Annotated in this window: 23 protein-coding genes; 20 read left to right on the top strand and 3 right to left on the bottom strand. The window is 38.5% G+C overall.

The annotated features are described in order from the left end of the window. The first annotated feature begins 14 nt into the window (after positions 1-14). The 13 genes from aroA to LAV82_RS03225 all read left to right on the top strand — a co-directional run bounded on the left by aroA (position 15) and on the right by LAV82_RS03225 (position 9543). Positions 15-1304 carry a 3-phosphoshikimate 1-carboxyvinyltransferase gene (aroA, locus tag LAV82_RS03285; RefSeq protein WP_029320453.1) on the top strand — a complete coding sequence of 430 codons (1290 nt, stop codon included), beginning with the start codon at positions 15-17 and terminating at the stop codon, positions 1302-1304. 334 nt (positions 1305-1638) lie between these two features. Further along, positions 1639-2901, top strand: a complete 1263-nt coding sequence (locus tag LAV82_RS03280; protein ID WP_199866381.1) for a tetratricopeptide repeat protein — start codon at positions 1639-1641, stop codon at positions 2899-2901. Between the two features lie 97 nt (positions 2902-2998). Further along, positions 2999-3544, top strand: coding sequence for a ReoY family proteolytic degradation factor (locus tag LAV82_RS03275; protein WP_013058996.1), 546 nt, complete (start codon positions 2999-3001; stop codon positions 3542-3544). A 117-nt stretch (positions 3545-3661) separates the two neighbouring features. Continuing rightward, positions 3662-4120, top strand: a complete 459-nt coding sequence (locus LAV82_RS03270) for a YpiF family protein (RefSeq protein ID WP_335390941.1) — start codon at positions 3662-3664, stop codon at positions 4118-4120. A gap of 204 nt (positions 4121-4324) precedes the next feature. Beyond that, positions 4325-4825 (top strand): QcrA and Rieske domain-containing protein, encoded by a 501-nt coding sequence (locus tag LAV82_RS03265; RefSeq protein ID WP_013058993.1) that lies wholly within the window; start codon positions 4325-4327, stop codon positions 4823-4825. Between the two features lie 3 nt (positions 4826-4828). Beyond that, positions 4829-5503, top strand: coding sequence for a menaquinol-cytochrome c reductase cytochrome b subunit (qcrB, locus tag LAV82_RS03260; protein WP_013058992.1), 675 nt, complete (start codon positions 4829-4831; stop codon positions 5501-5503). 110 nt (positions 5504-5613) lie between these two features. Then, on the top strand, positions 5614-6381 hold the full coding sequence (locus tag LAV82_RS03255; RefSeq protein WP_013084877.1) for a menaquinol-cytochrome c reductase cytochrome b/c subunit: 768 nt from the start codon (positions 5614-5616) through the stop codon (positions 6379-6381). A gap of 133 nt (positions 6382-6514) precedes the next feature. Further along, positions 6515-7102 (top strand): lipoprotein heptaprenylglyceryl N-acetyltransferase LhaT, encoded by a 588-nt coding sequence (gene lhaT, locus LAV82_RS03250; protein WP_013058990.1) that lies wholly within the window; start codon positions 6515-6517, stop codon positions 7100-7102. Between the two features lie 82 nt (positions 7103-7184). Further along, on the top strand, positions 7185-7595 hold the full coding sequence (locus LAV82_RS03245) for a YlbD family protein (RefSeq protein ID WP_013058989.1): 411 nt from the start codon (positions 7185-7187) through the stop codon (positions 7593-7595). Positions 7596-7600: 5 nt separating this feature from the next. Continuing rightward, on the top strand, positions 7601-7837 hold the full coding sequence (locus LAV82_RS03240; protein ID WP_013058988.1) for a YlbE-like family protein: 237 nt from the start codon (positions 7601-7603) through the stop codon (positions 7835-7837). A 99-nt stretch (positions 7838-7936) separates the two neighbouring features. Beyond that, complete coding sequence (locus LAV82_RS03235; protein WP_048019818.1) at positions 7937-8323, top strand: carbohydrate-binding protein; 387 nt, start codon at positions 7937-7939, stop codon at positions 8321-8323. A 100-nt stretch (positions 8324-8423) separates the two neighbouring features. After that, positions 8424-8870: a YlbF/YmcA family competence regulator gene (locus LAV82_RS03230; protein ID WP_013058986.1), complete on the top strand. Its 447-nt coding sequence runs from the start codon at positions 8424-8426 to the stop codon at positions 8868-8870. Positions 8871-9267: 397 nt separating this feature from the next. Further along, positions 9268-9543 (top strand): YlbG family protein, encoded by a 276-nt coding sequence (locus LAV82_RS03225; protein WP_013058985.1) that lies wholly within the window; start codon positions 9268-9270, stop codon positions 9541-9543. Between the two features lie 79 nt (positions 9544-9622). Here LAV82_RS03225 and LAV82_RS03220 read toward each other — a convergent pair whose 3' ends face one another. After that, positions 9623-10009: a DUF7147 family protein gene (locus LAV82_RS03220; protein ID WP_014458362.1), complete on the bottom strand. Its 387-nt coding sequence runs from the start codon at positions 10007-10009 to the stop codon at positions 9623-9625. A gap of 612 nt (positions 10010-10621) precedes the next feature. On the opposite strand from LAV82_RS03220, the gene rsmD reads away from it, so the two are divergent. Then, the gene (gene rsmD, locus LAV82_RS03215; protein WP_013058983.1) at positions 10622-11191 is read left to right on the top strand and encodes a 16S rRNA (guanine(966)-N(2))-methyltransferase RsmD; all 570 of its coding nucleotides are present in this window, start codon (positions 10622-10624) and stop codon (positions 11189-11191) included. 35 nt (positions 11192-11226) lie between these two features. Continuing rightward, positions 11227-11721 carry a pantetheine-phosphate adenylyltransferase gene (gene coaD / locus LAV82_RS03210; RefSeq protein ID WP_013058982.1) on the top strand — a complete coding sequence of 165 codons (495 nt, stop codon included), beginning with the start codon at positions 11227-11229 and terminating at the stop codon, positions 11719-11721. A gap of 59 nt (positions 11722-11780) precedes the next feature. Here coaD and spoVV read toward each other — a convergent pair whose 3' ends face one another. Continuing rightward, positions 11781-12989 carry a dipicolinic acid transporter SpoVV gene (gene spoVV / locus LAV82_RS03205; RefSeq protein WP_499715658.1) on the bottom strand — a complete coding sequence of 403 codons (1209 nt, stop codon included), beginning with the start codon at positions 12987-12989 and terminating at the stop codon, positions 11781-11783. A gap of 466 nt (positions 12990-13455) precedes the next feature. On the opposite strand from spoVV, the gene LAV82_RS03200 reads away from it, so the two are divergent. Further along, positions 13456-14253 carry a patatin-like phospholipase family protein gene (locus LAV82_RS03200; protein WP_211077352.1) on the top strand — a complete coding sequence of 266 codons (798 nt, stop codon included), beginning with the start codon at positions 13456-13458 and terminating at the stop codon, positions 14251-14253. After that, entirely contained in the window at positions 14243-15259 is a 1017-nt protein-coding gene (locus LAV82_RS03195) for a SepM family pheromone-processing serine protease (protein WP_499715657.1), read from the top strand. Before LAV82_RS03200 ends, LAV82_RS03195 begins: the two co-directional genes overlap by 11 nt. Before the next feature lie 27 nt (positions 15260-15286). On the opposite strand, the gene LAV82_RS03190 is transcribed toward LAV82_RS03195, so the two are convergent. Then, positions 15287-16486 carry a nucleotidyltransferase gene (locus LAV82_RS03190; protein ID WP_499715656.1) on the bottom strand — a complete coding sequence of 400 codons (1200 nt, stop codon included), beginning with the start codon at positions 16484-16486 and terminating at the stop codon, positions 15287-15289. A gap of 179 nt (positions 16487-16665) precedes the next feature. On the opposite strand from LAV82_RS03190, the gene LAV82_RS03185 reads away from it, so the two are divergent. From LAV82_RS03185 to LAV82_RS03175, 3 genes are all read left to right on the top strand, one after another. Then, positions 16666-17184, top strand: coding sequence for a YceD family protein (locus LAV82_RS03185; protein ID WP_013058977.1), 519 nt, complete (start codon positions 16666-16668; stop codon positions 17182-17184). Between the two features lie 65 nt (positions 17185-17249). Beyond that, positions 17250-17423 (top strand): 50S ribosomal protein L32, encoded by a 174-nt coding sequence (gene rpmF, locus LAV82_RS03180; RefSeq protein WP_013058976.1) that lies wholly within the window; start codon positions 17250-17252, stop codon positions 17421-17423. A gap of 177 nt (positions 17424-17600) precedes the next feature. Then, positions 17601-18368: an enoyl-CoA hydratase/isomerase family protein gene (locus LAV82_RS03175; RefSeq protein ID WP_013084864.1), complete on the top strand. Its 768-nt coding sequence runs from the start codon at positions 17601-17603 to the stop codon at positions 18366-18368. Positions 18369-18402: the final 34 nt, after the last annotated feature.

The following is an 18402-nucleotide window of genomic DNA, read 5'->3' as shown; positions in this document are numbered from 1 at the left end:
AAGGTGTGAATGAAATGAGTGGAAAACAATTAAAAACTAATCTTTCATCTCTCCAAGGAGAAATTTCTATTCCTGGAGATAAATCGATTTCTCACAGAGCTGTGATGTTCGGAGCGATGGCAGAAGGGAAAACAACGATTAATCATTTTTTAGCAGGGGAAGATTGCTTAAGTACAATTTCGTGTTTTGAAAAGATGGGCGTATCGATTAAAAGAGAAGGCGAGTATGTCGAAGTGGAAGGTAAAGGTATCGAAGGGTTAAGTGAACCTACTTCCATCCTAGATGTAGGAAATTCAGGAACGACTACTCGTTTAATGCTCGGGATTCTTGCAGGTGTGCCATTTCATACGTCTCTAATTGGAGATGAGTCGATTGCCAAGCGTCCTATGAGCCGCGTTACGGTGCCCCTGCGCTCTATGGGTGCAAAGATTGATGGGCGTGAGCACGGCCAATATACGCCTTTATCCACTCGAGGAGGAGCTTTAAAAGCAATTCATTACCATTCTCCTGTAGCAAGTGCACAAGTGAAATCAGCGATTTTACTTGCGGGACTTCATGCGGAAGGCACAACAAAAGTAACCGAGCCTTTTACATCACGGGACCATACAGAGCGTATGCTTCGCGCCTTTGGAGTAGACGTAGAGGTAGATGGAACGACTGTAAGCATTGAAGGAGGACAATCTCTGCGCGGAACGGATGTATACGTACCTGGTGACATTTCTTCAGCCGCGTTCTTTCTTGTTGCAGGAGCCATTGTTCCAAACAGCCGAATCGTTTTGAAAAACGTCGGACTCAATCCTACAAGAACAGGTATTATTGATGTGCTTCAGCAAATGGGAGCACGCCTTACGATTTCTAATGAACGTATTCAAAATGGAGAGCCTATTGGCGATTTGACGATTGAAACGTCTCAGTTGAAAGGGATTGAAATTGGGGGGGATTTAATTCCTCGTTTAATTGATGAAATTCCAGTGATCGCTCTTTTGGCGACTCAGGCGAATGGGAAAACAGTTATTAAAGATGCCGAAGAATTAAAAGTAAAAGAAACGAACCGTATCGATACGGTTGCAACGGAGTTAAGCAAGCTCGGTGCCTCTGTTACTCCAACAGCTGATGGCCTCATCATTGAAGGCAAGACGGCCCTACAAAGCGGTGAAGTAGACAGCTATGGAGATCATCGAATTGGAATGATGCTTGCGGTCGCAGCAGCCATTGCAACGGGAGAGGTAACACTAATGAGAAGTGAAGCTATTCACGTATCCTATCCTACTTTCTTTGAAGATCTTGATAAACTAAGCGAATAAGAAAGAGGCTGGAACAAACGCATTTTGGTTGAAGGAAAATCCGAACGATGAATTGATATTCTTGATAGAGAATCAAACTCGTTCGGATTTTTATTGTTAGGGTGAACGTAGGTCTCATGTATGTAGGTGCTTCTAGCTGTTGATTAATGTAGTCATGCCTCAATCTTGTTTTTATTCGAAAAATGTAAGCGTATTCAAATTGATTTGTTGAACAAACGCTCAAACTATTTTATCATGGTGTATAGAAGCATGAGTTCTTGCTTCGGTTTGGAAAAAATAGAAAATTAATTCGTTTTATTTGTATATAAAAAGTGAATGTAATAATAAAGGAGAATTGTGTGTGAAAGAACTAGACCGCGCGATAGGTTACGTAGAATCCAATGAAATTGAAAAAGGCCTTGCCCTTATTCATGAATTGAAAGATAAAGCTACAGACGAAGAAAAATTTTTAATGGCTGAACAGCTTCAGGAGTGGGGACTAGTAAATGATGCGCTGCCTTTAATAGACGAGCTCATCGCTAAATACCCAGAAGAAGGCGAGCTGTATTTATTAAAAGCTGAAATGCTTATCGATTTAGAAGAAGAAGAAGAAGCAATTCATATTTTAAATCAAATTAGTAGCGAAGATGATAACTACGTGCCAGCTCTGCTTCTTGTAGCTGACTTATATCAAATGCAAGGCCTTAGTGAAGTAAGTGAGAAAAAGCTAATGGAAGCGAAAAAAATGCTTCCAAATGAGCCGGTTATAGATTTTGGGCTCGGTGAATTTTACAGCAGTCAAGGAATTTATCAAAAGGCGATTCCTTTTTATCAAACGCTGCTAAAAACAGAAAAAGAATTTAACGGCACGGATCTTCGTCAGCGATTAGCTGAAAGTTTAGCGGGTATCGGCCAGTTCGAAGAAGCGCTTCCTTACTTTGATCAAGCGCTAAAAGATAAGCTTGAGATTAACACACTATTTGAATATGCGATTTCAGCGTATCAAGCAGGTCATTATCAGACCGCTATTGAAAAGTTCACAGAACTAAAAGAGCTAGACCGTGAGTACCATTCTCTTTATTTATATTTAGCAAAATCATATGAACATGAAGAGATGCTAGAAGAGGCTGCGGTGGCTGTCAACGAAGGTATTGCCCAGGATGAATTTCAAAAAGAACTTTACTTTTTTAAAGGGAAGATAGCATTAAAGCGCGGTCTAGAAGAAGAGGCTGAATCGGCATTTCAACAAGCGATTGCACTAGATCCAGGGTACATTGAAGCCATTTTAACTCTCTCTAAACTTTATATGAGTCAAGAGAGATATGAAGATGTAGTAGAGAATATCGAGCACGCCAAAGAATATAATGAGCATGACCCTCATTTTGAATGGGATTTAGCAAAAGCTCACCAGGAATTAGAAAATTATGAAGAAGCGCTAAAATACTACGAATCTGCATACACTGTTTTTAAAGAAGAGTATGCGTTTTTAGAAGAGTATGGCTACTTCTTATTAGAAGAAGGACAGCGCTCGAAAGCGAAGGGGATTTTCCAAGCCTTATTAGCAATGGATCCAACAGTAGATGAAATTCAAGACATATTATTTCAATTAGAAGAATAAATAATAGTTCAGAGGATTTTATTGCTGCCGTGTGGAATAAATAACTGTAAAAGGTGTTTTAACTGAGAGTTTAAACACAGAGGAGGGAAGTGAGAATATGACGACCCCTGTTACTGTCAACGAGAAAAAAGAATTTGTTCGCTGGTTTTTAACGAATTATCAGCTGAAGCGAAGAGAATGTGTATGGATTTTAAATTATTTGATGAGCCATGATCAATTGATGAAACGAGTTCACTTCGTTGAGCAAGCACAGTTTTGTCCTCGCGGGATGGTGATGTCTACGCACTGTGTGGAAGACCCTCCATTTCGTTTTTATAAAGAAAATATCATGACAACCGATGCAGAAAAATCATTTCATGATATTCGTTTGAATCGAGAAGAAGACATTTATATTCAATTAAACTTCCGATCGTTGTATTCATCGCCTCAATATGTGGCTGTACTGGAAGACAATCCGTATATGCCAAAAGCTAATCAAACAAATGAAAAAGACAGAGTATTAGCTGAGCAAATATTGGAAGAATCTATTCAGAAGTTTCAGCGATCAAAAATCATGGAACTAATTGATAAAGCATTAGATGAAAACGATAAAGAGGAATTTCAGCGCTTAAGCGAATATTTAAATAACCATTATGTACAGTAGATAAATGAGGGATTGGCTAGCTTCTTAGAAAAAGGTCAATCTCTTTTTTTATCTCCTTATTCATTTTGGAAAATAAATAAGACAAGCTTTAGCAGGCTTGCTGAGAGGAGAAGGAAGTTGAAGCTTCAGGCCAAGGAAATGGATGTGTATCTACAATCCAAAAGTTATGTTGATACCGTATTGGTTCCACTCATTCCGATTGATTTCGGAGAAGATTTAAAGCTTACTGCATCTATGAGTGAATATACGACTGCTCTTACTGGAGAGTTAGAGAGGCAATTTAAAGGAAGAGTGATTTTAACACCTAGTTTTACATACTTAAAAAAAGATGGAGTAGCTGCTGTTTATGAAACATTACTTCGTTGGAATGAGCATATAAATGACAATGAAGTCAAACATCTTTTTGTGCTTACTAGCGACCGAGACTGGCTGCAGTTTGAAAAAGAAATAGGGGCGTACTGCATTTGGATACCTGCTTTACCGCTTGAGCATATAGATGAGTCGCATAAGTATACGCTCATACATGAACAAGTTCAACAGCTCTTACCGATTTTTATAGAGAAATGGAGTGTTTAAAAAGACTGTAGAATAAGTAATGGAAGCGCAAACAAAATAATGACAAAAAATTTAGAAAAATAAAGATTATTTCCATGTTTTAGGTTTTTATTGTATTGACCTTCCAGAAATATTAATATATCATGATTATGTCCTAGTTTAATAGAATGGTCCATCATGTGTCCAAAATTCTCTGGACTGAACTTTTTTAAAGGGGGGAAAAGCATGGGTGATCGGGTATCAAGACGACAGTTTTTAAACTATACGCTCACTGGTGTAGGGGGATTCATGGCTGCTGGAATGTTAATGCCAATGGTGCGCTTTGCAGTAGATCCAATTTTAGAAAAAGAAGCGGGTCAGGATTTAGTAGCTGTAGCGCAGGTTAAAGACATTACAAAAGAGCCGAAACGTGTCGATTTTAAAATCAAGCAAGTGGATGCGTGGCATAAATCAGAAGAGCCAAGATCGGCTTGGGTGTACAAAACTGATAAAGGTGAAATCGTCGCGCTGTCACCAATTTGTAAGCATTTAGGCTGTACGGTTAACTGGGCTGGCGACAAAAACTATCCACACCGTTTCTACTGCCCTTGTCATGGGGGAATGTATGAAAAAAGCGGTAAAAATGTACCGGGGACACCACCGATGGGACCGTTAGATGTATACGTTCAAAAAGTAAAAGGCGGTACGTTATATCTAGGAAAAGCCAAACCACAAGGAGGGGCATAGAAAATGTTGAATAAAATCTATGACTGGGTGGATGAACGGCTAGATATTACTCCTTTATGGCGAGATGTGGCCGATCATGAAGTGCCAGAGCACGTAAATCCTGCACATCACTTTTCAGCATTTGTGTATTGTTTTGGTGGATTAACGTTTTTTGTTACCGTTATTCAAATTTTATCAGGCATGTTTTTAACCATGTATTATGTACCAGATATAAAAAATGCATGGGAATCCGTTTATTATTTGCAAAATGAAGTCGCTTTCGGACAAATTGTTCGAGGTATGCATCACTGGGGAGCAAGTTTGGTTATCGTCATGATGTTTTTACATACACTTCGTGTTTTCTTCCAAGGAGCATACAAAAAACCCCGCGAGTTAAACTGGATTGTGGGTGTGTTAATTTTCTTTGTTATGTTAGGTTTAGGTTTTACAGGTTATTTGTTGCCGTGGGATATGAAAGCGCTATTTGCAACGAAAGTAGGTTTGCAAATTGCTGAATCCACACCAATTATAGGCCAGCAAGTGAAGACATTACTCTCAGGACATCCAGACATCGTTGGTGCTCAAACACTAACTCGCTTTTTCGCCATTCACGTATTCTTTTTACCCGGAGCCCTACTTGGCTTAATGGGTGCCCACTTCTTAATGATTCGTAAACAAGGAATTTCAGGACCACTATAAAATTTTATACGCTTTATTCAAGTATTCAATCACACTAGTCATTATATGCATCAAGCACATACTCCGTTGTTAGTACTTTCACTAGAACAGTGAGAAAAAGGAGGGAGAACATGCATCGTGGTAAAGGGATGAAGTTTGTTGGAGATTCACGTGTTCCTGCAGAACGAAAACCCAATATTCCAAAAGATTACTCTGAATTTCCAGGGAAAACAGAAGCATTCTGGCCAAACTTTTTACTAAAAGAATGGATGGTAGGGGCAGTTTTTTTAATCGGTTATCTATGTTTAACCATCGCTCATCCATCTCCTCTTGAACGTATTGCCGATCCGACTGATACGGGGTACTTGCCTCTTCCTGACTGGTATTTTTTGTTCCTATATCAATTGCTTAAATATTCATTTGCTTCTGGTCCATATAATATTATAGGTGCATTTATTATTCCAGGGATTGCATTTGGCGCATTAATGCTTGCTCCGTTCATTGATCGAGGACCAGAAAGAAGACCAGCTAAGAGGCCGTTTGCAACAGGATTTATGCTTTTGGCTATAGCAGCAGTTTATTTCCTAACGTGGCAATCAGCGACACAGGTGGACTGGAAAGCACGTGAAGAGCAAGGGAAAATTAGAGAAGAAGTAGCGATTGACAAAAATTCAGAAGGTTACAAAATCATGCAAGAGCAAACGTGCTTAACCTGTCATGGTGATAACTTGCAGGGAGGCCCTGCGGCTCCAGCTTTAACAGGAATTGATTTATCTCCTGAAGAAATCGCCAAGATAGCAAAAAATGGTAGAGGCAATATGCCAAAAGGTGTTTTCAAAGGTTCAGATAAAGAATTGAAAACGCTCTCGGAATTTGTCGGCAACTTAGGAAAAGAATAGTGAAAACCAGCCAAAGGGCTGGTTTTTTTGAATTTATTTAATGTAGTGTTTCACATCAAGGAGATAGAGGCTTGCTATTGTTCAAAAACTGTACATAATAAAGAAGAGATTAAATGTAAAGGAGACTTTCTAAATGGCTTGGTTATGGTATACCTTAAAAGATAAGCGTTTTTTAACGCTTTTGCTGATTGTGAATATACTAGGAACAATCTACGGATATATTTGGTATGGAAGTCAATTAGCTGAAACACCTAAGAAGTTTTTATTATTTGTGCCTGACAGTCCAACGGCAAGCTTGTTTTTTGTTATTGTACTTATCGGTCTTTTACTTGGAAAGCATTTTTCACTGTTTGAAGCTTTAGCAATGATCACGCTGTTTAAATACGGGATTTGGGCCGTCGTAATGAATGTATTGGTCTATGTGTTAACAGGATACATTGATTGGATGATGCTTATGTTAATGGCTTCTCATGCAGCAATGGCTTTTCAAGGGCTTTTATACGTACCGTTTTACCGGATTAAATTATGGCATGTAGCTGTTGCCGCTGTATGGGCTGTACATAATGATATCATTGATTACGTTTTTTCTATGATGCCAAGATACAGCATGCTCAATGCGTATATGTCTGAAATTGGCTATTTTACATTTTGGCTAAGCATTTTATCTATTTTCATTACATACTGGTTCACAGTTCGTGCTTCTTCAAAAAAACAGCTATAAAAAATTTTTGAAATAGGCGCACGAAACGAGCTCTCTTTTTCTAAGATATAGTAGGCTATATTTAAGTATGAGGTGAGTGACTGTGAAGGAAACCAAACGAGAGCTTCATCCGTCCGTTGTGGAATTTAAACAATTTGTAAAATCACATCCCAAATTAGTAGAACAGGTTCGAAAGCAGCAAAAAACGTGGAAAGAGCTTTATGAAGATTGGTATTTATTCGGTGCAGAAGATCCAATGTGGGAGGCATATCGTTCAGAAGAAAGTGCAAAGGCTGAACCAGCTGCTGCAACAGAGGAGAAAAAAGATATTATGGGTACAATTGTATCCTCGCTGAAAAACATGGACTTGAATCAAATGCAAAATCATATCACAAATGTAAATTCAGCTATTTCCAATATTCAACAAGTACTGCAGCAATTTCAGCCATCTAAGCCATCCGGTGGAGGAGCAGCTTCCGGGCCAGGGAATCCATTTGGCTTTAGGAAAGATTAAACGCAATGAGAAAAGATATATACGAGTATATGCAGTCGCGTCCTAAACTCAACGACTTCGTTCGTGAACAGCCAATGTGGTACCGGCGTTTATCTAGAAATCCTGAAGAACTGGAGAAATTTGAATTAGAATCCAAGCACTACTACAAACAAACGATTCCTCATAAAGTCGAAAAGTTTTCGAATTCGATTCAAATGGCAAACATGATGTTTCATATGTTTCAGTCCATGAAAAATCAATGATCTCTGCATACATAGCGATGCAGAGATTTTTGCACGTCATGAGTAAAAACAAAGAGTTTGTAAACACTATGGAGAAACGAATGATAAAGGAATGGTATTATGCGCTTACTATTAACGACGGCCTTATGTGTAGTTTCTCTGCTAGGATGCAACCATGATAAACCAAAACCTGAAACTAAAATTTCCTCTCAACCGCGGGCAGCTGAAACGTTTGGTGCAATGAATACAAAACCTTCACTGATGGTACACCAGCATGTGAAAGGACAGAATGTATACGTCGAATGTATTCTAAGCGGGTTTTCATTTTCAACAGAGAGTGGATTCCTTCAAATTACAGTAGATGGAAAACCATTTAAAGAAATGAAGCAAGCAGCCTTTGTTTTAAGTGATCTTCCAAAAGGCTCTCATACTGTTACGATTGAACTGATGAAATCTAAAGAAGAAAGTTATCAAGTGAGGAATACCTTTACGGTTGAAATTATATAGTTAAAAAGTAGAACTTGTAGTAAATCAGTGTAAGCTGTTTTAGCAAGTTCTTTTTCTTTAGATCCAAAACGTGATAAGATAAAAACGGAGGTGCACAGCCATGCTGACAACAATGAGAACTGTTGAATTACTCGATGAGTCTGATCACGTAGCGAACATGGTGCTACAATCAGACGTAGCCGAGAACTATCGTCAATGTTTATATAGATTAAATAAAGATTCACATGCACAGGCATTAATTGCTGAATTTGTGAAAATAAAGGAACAGTATGAGGATGTTCAGCGATTTGGAAAATATCATCCTGATTATAAAACCATTACGAGACAAGTACGTGATGTAAAGCGTGAAGTTGATTTACACGCGACAATCGCTGCGTTCAAAAAAGCAGAAAATGAATTACAAAAGCTGCTTGATGAAATTAGCGTTATCCTTGGTCAAGCTGTTTCAGAGCACGTGAAAGTACCGACGGGAAATCCGTTTTTTGATACGGGAAGCAGCTGCGGCGGTGGCTGCGGATCTGGTGGAAGCTGTGGGTGCAGCGCATAAGCCGTTCACTGTATAAATCGAACGCAATCAGCACAGGAATTTCCGCAGCAGGCCATTTTACGCTGTGGAACGTAAAACCTGTGCTGATAGACATAAGTAAGATGCTGACTTCTGACAAAAGTCGAGCGCCACGTAGCATTTGTATTGGATGTAGCAAAAATAGATGAAGCTTCTAGAAGCTCATCTATTTTTCTACGCTTAATTGATGTGTTTATATACAAAAAGGGTATATTTGTGATTTTTTTGAAAATGACTTGTTCAATAGCTCTCTGCTCGTTAAAATGAGTAAGAAAGAGCATCCAGATATCATCTAAATTCATACATAAAGCACCTACTTCATATAAAAGAATTTATGATAAAGAAAACCAATATAACGTATGCAAAAGGGGAACTAAATATGTTTGTTGAACGTCAAGGAATTGTGGCGTATGTGCATTCTGTCAAGCAAGCAAAAGCACTGCGAAAGTACGGAAATGTACATTACGTATCTAAAGAATTAAAGTATGTTGTCTTATATTGCAACCAAGATGGCATTGAAAAAACAATCCATAAACTTCAGTCTCTACCTTTTGTGAAGAAAGTAGATCCTTCTTATCGGCCGTTTTTAAAAACAGAATTCGAAAATTCAAAGCCGGATAAGGCGAAGGAATATGACTATAAGATAGGAATTTAAACAAAAAAGGAATGTGATGTACATTCCTTTTTTTATTTTACTTGCCCTTAGTAAACGAATAGGCAGGGATGAGATGAGATTATTGCATTGGCGGAATAAAGCGGTTCATTCGCAAAATGCCAATAAGGTGCTGATAGTATAGTGCTGTTTCTGGAAATGTAGTAGATGGTTTGACATCGAGTACCACAATTTCTTTTCCCGCTTCCTCAGCAGCTTGTTTAAATAACTCAACGCGCTTGCTGTCGTTTTGTTTTAAAACAATTCCTTCTCGGCAAACGTAAAGCGGTTGGAAATTCCCTTCAGCTGTTGGATGCAAGACAGCGACAAAAGAAGCTACTTGTCGATCTTCTTTTACTGTTCGCAGCATAATAAGATGAGCAAGACGGTGTTTGTTGCTTTTGACAATCTCTAACAGCTCATAAATATCTGAATACCCTTCTCCGAGCTCAATAAAACGCTGAATCATATGTATTTCCCCCTTTATGTATTAAAAAAGCAAACTCACGTAGTTTAATGTATCACTGAATATTTTAAGAGTAAATAAAAAAATCCCTACAACTACTCATTGTAGGGCCCTTCAATAAAGGGGTGTAATCACCTCTGCGATTACAAGCACCTTGATGAAGGCAAAGGGAGAGGAGAAACCGGAGGAAGAACTTATGGGGAAACGTAAGTCTTCTCCGCGGTTGGCAACAACATCGGTTAGATGATGTTGTTACTAGTAAGTATGTCCGTTTTAAACGTTCATATACCTGTCTTGTGAAATTCACTTTTTAATACATAAAAGACTGATAACATGACAGAGAAAAAGGGTGAATTTACGTTTATTATGACATATTAAAGCAAAGGAATTCTTCTGTGAACGAAATGCCGAATGATCTTCATAGGTGTATCTTTTAGAAGAGAATCAGTGTATCTAGGGACACGGTCGTAAAAGTCCAGCATAAAAGCAAGCTGCTGGGTTATTGCACAGAATGTATACAGCATTGAATAAATTGAGGATTTTTGCTAGTCTTTGTAATTCAAAATATGTTAGGATAATGAAGAATAAGGAAGTAAAAGTAAGGTAGTGATAAGGATGAGAGTAGTAGCAGGTTTATATAAAGGCCATGCGTTAAAGGCGGTTCCAGGATACTCAACCCGCCCTACAACAGATAAGGTGAAAGAAGCTATTTTTAATATGATTGGACCGTTTTTTGAAGGTGGAACAGCTCTTGATTTGTTCGGTGGAAGCGGTGGCTTGGGAATTGAAGCTCTAAGCCGAGGAATAGATAAAGTCATTTTTGTGGATCGGGATGGCAAAGCGATTCAGACGATTAAAGCAAACTTAGCATCTTGCCGGTTAGAAGACCGCGCTGAAGTGTATCGAAATGATGCAGAACGCGCACTGAAAGCGATAAAGAAAAGGGAGCTGACTGTCGATTTACTTTTGCTTGATCCACCGTATAAAGCACAAAAGTTGAAAGCGCTTATCGAAACGGTAAGTGAAGAAAACCTTCTAGCAAAAACAGGAATTATTGTAGCGGAGCATTCTCATGATGTACAGTTAGATAATGAGATTGGTTTATTTGAAAAAATAAAAAGCGAAACGTACGGTATCATTGGTGTTTCTATTTATACATACAAAAAAGAAGAATCAGTTGACTAAATCAATGAGCTGTTAGATGTAGAAAGGGGATACGTATGGGCAGTATAGCTGTTTGTCCAGGAAGCTTTGATCCAGTTACAAATGGGCATTTTGATATTATTAAACGAGGCGCAAATGTATTTGATACGATTTATGTGGTTGTTTTAAATAACTCTTCAAAAAGTCCTCTATTTACAGGGGAAGAGCGAGTAGCTTTGCTGAAAGAAGTAACAAAATCACTTCCTAATGTGGTAGTAGAGTCGTACAGCGGATTATTAATGGAATATGCAAAAGAAAAGCAGGCGAAAACCATTTTAAGAGGTTTGCGTGCAGTATCGGATTTTGAGTACGAAATGCAAATCACATCTGTAAATCGCGTATTAGATAAAGAAATCGAAACGTTATTTATGATGACAAATAATCAATACTCGTTTTTAAGTTCTAGTATTGTAAAAGAAGTAGCTAAATATGGCGGGAATATTTCTGAATTAGTTCCTCCCCCTGTTAGAGAAGCGCTTGCGGAAAAATTTGAACAGCTGTCTCAAAAATAAGATAAAAAAGAACGTGACGTTTTCTTTGCCGATAAGAAAACGTCACGTTCTTTTTTTTACTAGGAACGATGAAGAAACGTTCGTTTTGAATATATATAAATATAGCAGCACAGCGTAAAAATCGTTAAGAGCGGACCGTACACGTTTAGCCACTGCGATAGAATCGTAACGGACTCCAAGTGAGAAAAAACCGGCAGTGCTCCTTCAGATGCTTGAAAAGTAGTAATGGATTCTCGAAGAGGACCCCATAGAAAGATAGTGAATACTACCGCAAAACAGCCGTGAAAAATGCGTGCAATAAAAAATGGGAAAAATCGAATATCTGTTTCGGCGAGTATGCTAGCCACTTGTGCTTGAACGGAGAAACCGCTGAAGCCTAATACAAAGCTAACGATGATAATTTGATGAAACAGCAGCGTGTCTGGAGCTTCGCTTGCTAGACGGCTTCCTAGCGTGATTTCAAAAAGCCCTGAAATAAAGGGAAGGCTCAGTTCAGTCCCTATATGACACAGGGAAAATAAATAAGCTAGACCGCTGCTTAAAACGGCCGTGATATGAGTAACATATAAAAGTTTGTTTAATACAGAAAATAAAATGATAAAACCGCCAATCATTAAGAGAGATTGAACAGCAGAAGTAACCGCATCTCCTAGAAGCTTCCCGATAGGACGCTTATCTTTTAAACGCGTTTTATGCATTTCATGAAAAGCTAACGATAAAGAAGGTTTTTGAGTTACTTGTCCTTTCGGTTTTGCTGATCCATAAAAACGCATCACCAGCCCTACACAAATATTCCCTATGTAATGAGAGAGAGCTAATATGATACCGACAGCTGGATTGTGAAAAAAGCCAACTGCCACAGCTCCAAAAATAAAAATAGGGTTAGATGAGTTAGTAAATGATACGAGTCTTTCAGCTTCGATAGCTGTTAGCTGCTTTTCTTGACGCAGCCGGGAAGTGATTTTTGCACCTGAAGGAAACCCAGAAGCCATACCCATTGCTAAAGCAAAACCCCCTACTCCAGGTACTCGGAATAAAGGCCTCATAAACGGCTCTAATAAGATCCCAATGAACTTCACTACGCCAAACCCAATAAGCATTTCTGAAACAATAAAAAAAGGCAGCAGAGAAGGAAAGACGACCTTCCACCATGTGTTGAGACCTCTTACTGAACCTTCTAGCGCTTCTTTTGGATATACAATAAGCGCAATAGCGAGAAGCGTTACGCTCGTCCCGAGCAGAAATGTTTTCACCATTGATTTATTCAACGAACGATTCATCTCCTTTTCTAAGCTCACGTCATCTTGATATGAATGAAATGAGGAGTTTTAGGCAAATGTACAAGTTCTTCTATATATCAATATACGAAGCTATGCATCGACTTTATGCCTATGAGTAAGGAGAAAATAAATTCATATTGAATAAAAAGGCGTCTTGTCACATTTGGAAATACAATTCATATACATAAATCAATGCACTTCTAGGATAGTCAAGGAGTAAAAAAACGTGTACGCAGCAAGCGAAGAGTAAGAATTTCTTAAAACAACCTTTAGTATAGTATAATGCTTAATAACCACCGTGTATTGAGTAAAACATATCTTTAGCTTCATACTAAATGAACAAATAGAAAATGAAGAATAGTCCTACCGAATACAGGGCAACAATGATAGAGAAGCTCATCAAATGTTTTTACATTTTTAGAAGTCTATAAGGTAAAACGAGGGGGCAGGTAAAGTGGAAAGCCCAAAAATAGGAGTCGCGTTAGGCTCAGGTGGAGCTAGAGGTTTTGCGCATTTAGGAGTAATCAAAACGCTAACAGAAAATAACATTCCTATTGATTTTCTAGCTGGCAGCAGCATGGGAGCTTTAGTTGGTGCACTATATGCGTCAGGTATTGAACTGGCAACTCTTTATAAAATGGCGCTAACGTTCAAACGAAAGTATTATTTGGATTTTACCGTGCCTAAAATGGGATTTATTACGGGCAACAGAGTAAAATCGCTGGTTCGCACCTTTACGCAAAATAGAACTATTGAACAGCTATCTATACCGTTTGCCATTGTAGCGACAGATTTAAAAACAGGAGAGAAAGTGGTGTTTAAAAAAGGACCTATCGCTGAAGCGGTCAGAGCAAGTATTTCAATTCCAGGAATCTTTGCTCCCGAAGTAATTGATGGACGATTGCTTGTAGACGGCGGGGTAGTGGACCGTATTCCTGTGTCAGTTGTAAAAGAAATGGGATCTGATATTGTCATTGGAGTCGATGTATCAAAAGCGAAAGTGAATGCAGAAATCAGCTCTATTTTTGATGTCATTATGCAAAGTTTAGATATTTTGCAAGATGAGCTAGTAGCTCATCGGACCATTGCTTCAGACATTATGATTCGTCCTAATCTCGATACTTTTAGTTCCAGAGCGTTTACAAACATTCAAGAAATGATTTCAATTGGTGAACAAGCAGCACATGAGCAGTTGCCTTCTATCCTGCAAACAATTGATCATTGGAAGGAGAACAAAAAAAGTGAAATCTAGAATTAGAATTTTGGTATATTTGGCTGTTATTGCAGTGGTGGCAATGCTTTGTTTTTATCCTTTGCCGTACTACATTACAAAGCCTGGAATGGCAGAAGAACTTGCGCCTATTATTAAGGTAGAAGATGGATACCATGAAAAAGGGACGTTTATGCTTACAACTGTAAGAATGGGCAGAGCAACTCCTCTTTCATATGGTCTTGCGAAAATACAGGACTTTCATGAAATTTTCCCTACAAAGCAAATTTTGCAGCAAGGTGAAAGCGATGAAGATTACTCGACAAGGCAATTACATATGATGGATACGTCGAAAAATGCCGCTATTTCAGTAGCATACGAAGCAGCTGGAAAGAGCGTTTCCTATCTCAATAAAGGCGTATATGTTACATATGTCGTAGAAAATATGCCTGCACATGGAAAACTTCATGTTGGAGATGTAGTGACGAAAGTAGACGAGAAAAAAATTCAAACTGCTGAGGACTTAATCAACTACGTATCGACTAAAAAAGCAGGAGATTCAGTGTCAATTTATGTAAAAAGAGATGGCAAAGAAAGCAAACATACTCTAAAAGTTAAAGCATTCCCTGACGAGCCGAAACGAGTAGGCCTAGGAATTGCCTTAGAAACGAACCAAGAACTAAAAGTTAAGCCCGATATACATATTGATACTGAAAAAATAGGAGGGCCTTCAGCGGGACTGATGTTCTCGCTTGAAATTTATAATCAGCTTGTTAAAGAGGACATGACAAAAGGCCATCGCGTTGCAGGTACAGGGACTATCAATGATAAAGGAGAGGTAGGGCCAATCGGAGGTATTTCGCAAAAAATTGTAGCCGCAGATAAAGAAGGAGCAGAGATTTTCTTTGCACCAAATGAAAAAGGGGCTGCGGGCTCTAACTACCGAGAAGCAGTGAAGACAGCTAAAAAAATAGACAGTGATATGAAAATTGTACCCGTAGATTCATTTTCGGATGCCGTAACGTATTTAGAAAAGCTGAAACTATAAAAAAATCGTCTCTTGCAGACGATTTTTTTATGGCCAAATGATAGGAGGCTGCGTGTATTCTTGTTTCATAAATTGAGAGCGCAGAGGCTCTTGAAACGGCATACTATAAACATGTGTCGCTTTAATATCGGTATCAATTTCTTTTAGTTTACATTGCGATACAGTGGATACAATAGGAAGGGACAGCTTTTTCTTAATTGTTTTTAAATAGCCTTGTCCTGTCTTTGACATTCCCAATAAGCGAATGTAAGGATCAGCTTGTTGCATCTCACTTTTTGTTGTATTGGTTAAAAGGTGAACGCACATGCGCTGTAAACGGGTTCTCGTATATCGCTTCGTTTTAACATTTGTTAAAAAATCTTCAAATGAAGTAGCTGAAGAAATATAAGATAGGAGCCGATGTTCAATACCTTCTTCTATTTCATAAATACGCTGTAAGTCATAAAGCGGAGTAGTTAATAATTTGTATTTCAAAAATGGGAAATAATGCTCCCAATGATGAAACTGTCCGTGTGCTTGCTTGTAAGCTGTTAATTCATTTGCCGTACTAACTGGCATGTGCTTGCTCAGGTCCCCATGGCTGCTGCTGTCAAAAATAGCTTTACGTATGCTTGTAGCACTTGAAATAAAAGAGGAAGACAGGGAATCATCGTGATAATGTGATTGAATTCGAGTGATTGTATATGGTTTAATAGATGCATGCTGTTTTTTAATGGCAGCTACATAGCTCATTCCAAGCACATTATTTGGCTGAGATAGATCAATAGGAGCCTCCGCGAAAAGCTGTAAGAAAGCATTGGAAGCTGCTTTTGGATAACTGTTCCCTTTTTTCATCTCTTGTTGAATTAAAGCGGATAGTTCTGATTCATGAGCTTCGAGCAAATCAGCGGTGCGGGTAAATGAGTCAATATTGCCATTTTCGCTGCCAAAGCATACAAAGTCAGCGTGAAAGGATTCTAAAATAGAAATAGCGCCGCTTGCGAATGTTTCAGCTTTTTGAGTAGAAAAAGCATAGGGTAATTCAACGACTAAGTCTGCACCAGCGGCTAAAGCCATTCTTGTGCGGGACCATTTTGATACAAGAGCAGGCTCTCCGCGCTGCAAAAAGTGCCCGCTCATCACAGCAATCACACAATCTGCTCCGGTTTGTTGTTTCGCTTGCTGCAAATGATAAGCGTGTCCGTTATGAAAAGGATTATATTCGACAATTATTCCAACTGCTTGCATAATGTCTCCTTTTAATTTATTATTTTTAGTCTAGCTCTTTGTTTTAAAAACATTTTTTTATGAAAGTAAGAAATTTTTACAAAAAAGCATATTTAAGTACATTATAGTGTAAAGAAAAAATATTGACAAATAATCTTGTGAAAGCTATAATAACCTTTGTTGCCTTGAGGTGATTAACAATGAAATGGACAATACATCAATTGTATCAGTTGCAAAATAAAGGTCTAACATTTGATGAAGTGATTGACGGCAAAGAGTTTATGAATGCTGATCCTCAAATTCGTAGAATGTCAGATGTAAACGTGAAAGGAAGAGCCGACATTAGCTCTTCGAAAGTAACGTTTCACCTTAAAATTTCAGGAGAAATGACGTTGCCTTGTGCTCGTACATTAGTTGACGTTCCGTATCCGTTTGAAATTAACGCAACTGAAACGTTTTTATTGAATGTGAATGCTGATTATGAAGAAGATGCTGAAGTACGCATTGTAGAGGGAGAAACGGTTGATTTACAACCTTTGATTCAAGAGTTAATTATTGTTGAAATTCCTCTGCAGGTATTTAGTGAAAATCAGCAAGCGGCAGGAGCAGCTCCACAGTCAGGAAAAGACTGGGAAGTTGTTACCGAAGAAGAAAAGCAGGAAAAAGTAGATCCCCGCTTAGCCGTACTCGAAAATTTCTTTAAAGACAAAAAGAAATAAAAATGCGAAGATCCGGCTTTCGGGCCTTCATATGATTTTAAAATTCTTTTAAGGAGGTGGGAATAATGGCTGTACCTTTTAGAAGAACATCTAAAATGAAGAAAAGAACGCGTCGTACGCACTTTAAATTACAAGTTCCTGGTATGGTAGAGTGCCCAAATTGTGGTGAAATGAAACTATCACACCGCGTATGTAAAGCTTGTGGTACTTACAAAGGAAATGACGTAGTAAGCAAATAATTGCTTATTTAAATAAAAGACCCTCTTAAGGGTCTTTTATTTTTTTTTGCCTTTTTGCCTTTTTTCCTTCTTTGCCCTTTGGAAGAGAAGGATTTTTCTTATAGAACAAGAACTCTTTTTAAATAAACAATTACTGTTGTAAAAGGATTCATACCTTGTCTATAGGGAGGAAAAAGCATGAAAAAAAGCGAGCTGTTTACTACAAGCCAAGGCATTGCTACGTTTGTGATTAATCGTCCTGAAAAGCGTAATGCCATTGATTATGATGTTATGAATGAACTGCAGCAAGCTGTAGATTATGTGAAACATGATCAGTTAGTAAAAGCTTTTGTAATTACAGGTGCTGGTTCAGATGCATTTTGCAGTGGAGGAGATTTAAGCGTATTTCATGAGCTAAAGACTTCGAAAGAGGCGTCTCAAATGTTAACGAAAATGGGGAAAATTCTTTATGAGATTTTAACACTCCCAAAACCAACAGTTGCTCTTTTGAATGGAACATCGGTTGGAGGAGGATGTGAGCTTGCGATTGCATGTGACTTCCGTATAAGTGCAACACATAGCGAAATGGGCTTTATTCAAGGGAATTTAGGAATTACAACAGGCTGGGGAGGAGGAACCATTCTTCTTGAAAAGCTGCGTTATCAAGAAGCGATGGAAATGATCTACAGTGCTCAGCTGTATGGAGTAGAACGAGCAAAGCAAATTGGATTTCTTTCCTATGTCACGTCGTTTAAAGAGCTGACTATGAGGTGTGAGGAGTGGTTAGCGCCTATCACTCATAAACCGACCCAGGTATTGCAAGCTTACAAAGAAATCGCTATTGAGAAATGGGAGCAAAGCCGGGTTTGGAATCGGATGGAACAAGAAATTCACCGCTGTTCGATATTGTGGGAGTCGCCTGAGCATGAAGAAGCGGTTCAAAAGGTCATCGTTAAAAAAACATAGTTATGAACTGCATTTCCATAGCAATATAGTTAAT

Source organism: Bacillus sp. ILBB4 (assembly GCF_035064545.1).
GTDB lineage: Bacteria > Bacillota > Bacilli > Bacillales > Bacillaceae_H > Priestia.
This window is presented reverse-complemented; position numbering and strand designations above follow the sequence as displayed.

Excerpts from the sequence above, each read along its gene's own strand:
- lhaT (WP_013058990.1), top strand. The coding sequence starts at position 6,515 with ATGGCTTGGTTATGGTATACCTTAAAAGATAAGCGTTTTTTAACGCTT.
- LAV82_RS03275 (WP_013058996.1), top strand. The coding sequence starts at position 2,999 with ATGACGACCCCTGTTACTGTCAACGAGAAAAAAGAATTTGTTCGCTGG.
- coaD (WP_013058982.1), top strand. The coding sequence starts at position 11,227 with ATGGGCAGTATAGCTGTTTGTCCAGGAAGCTTTGATCCAGTTACAAAT.
- LAV82_RS03230 (WP_013058986.1), top strand. The coding sequence starts at position 8,424 with ATGCTGACAACAATGAGAACTGTTGAATTACTCGATGAGTCTGATCAC.
- LAV82_RS03175 (WP_013084864.1), top strand. The coding sequence starts at position 17,601 with ATGAAAAAAAGCGAGCTGTTTACTACAAGCCAAGGCATTGCTACGTTT.
- LAV82_RS03240 (WP_013058988.1), top strand. The coding sequence starts at position 7,601 with ATGAGAAAAGATATATACGAGTATATGCAGTCGCGTCCTAAACTCAAC.
- rsmD (WP_013058983.1), top strand. The coding sequence starts at position 10,622 with ATGAGAGTAGTAGCAGGTTTATATAAAGGCCATGCGTTAAAGGCGGTT.
- aroA (WP_029320453.1), top strand. The coding sequence starts at position 15 with ATGAGTGGAAAACAATTAAAAACTAATCTTTCATCTCTCCAAGGAGAA.
- LAV82_RS03220 (WP_014458362.1), bottom strand. The coding sequence starts at position 10,009 with ATGATTCAGCGTTTTATTGAGCTCGGAGAAGGGTATTCAGATATTTAT.
- LAV82_RS03255 (WP_013084877.1), top strand. The coding sequence starts at position 5,614 with ATGCATCGTGGTAAAGGGATGAAGTTTGTTGGAGATTCACGTGTTCCT.
- LAV82_RS03265 (WP_013058993.1), top strand. The coding sequence starts at position 4,325 with ATGGGTGATCGGGTATCAAGACGACAGTTTTTAAACTATACGCTCACT.
- LAV82_RS03235 (WP_048019818.1), top strand. The coding sequence starts at position 7,937 with ATGCGCTTACTATTAACGACGGCCTTATGTGTAGTTTCTCTGCTAGGA.
- rpmF (WP_013058976.1), top strand. The coding sequence starts at position 17,250 with ATGGCTGTACCTTTTAGAAGAACATCTAAAATGAAGAAAAGAACGCGT.
- qcrB (WP_013058992.1), top strand. The coding sequence starts at position 4,829 with ATGTTGAATAAAATCTATGACTGGGTGGATGAACGGCTAGATATTACT.
- LAV82_RS03185 (WP_013058977.1), top strand. The coding sequence starts at position 16,666 with ATGAAATGGACAATACATCAATTGTATCAGTTGCAAAATAAAGGTCTA.
- LAV82_RS03190 (WP_499715656.1), bottom strand. The coding sequence starts at position 16,486 with ATGCAAGCAGTTGGAATAATTGTCGAATATAATCCTTTTCATAACGGA.
- LAV82_RS03225 (WP_013058985.1), top strand. The coding sequence starts at position 9,268 with ATGTTTGTTGAACGTCAAGGAATTGTGGCGTATGTGCATTCTGTCAAG.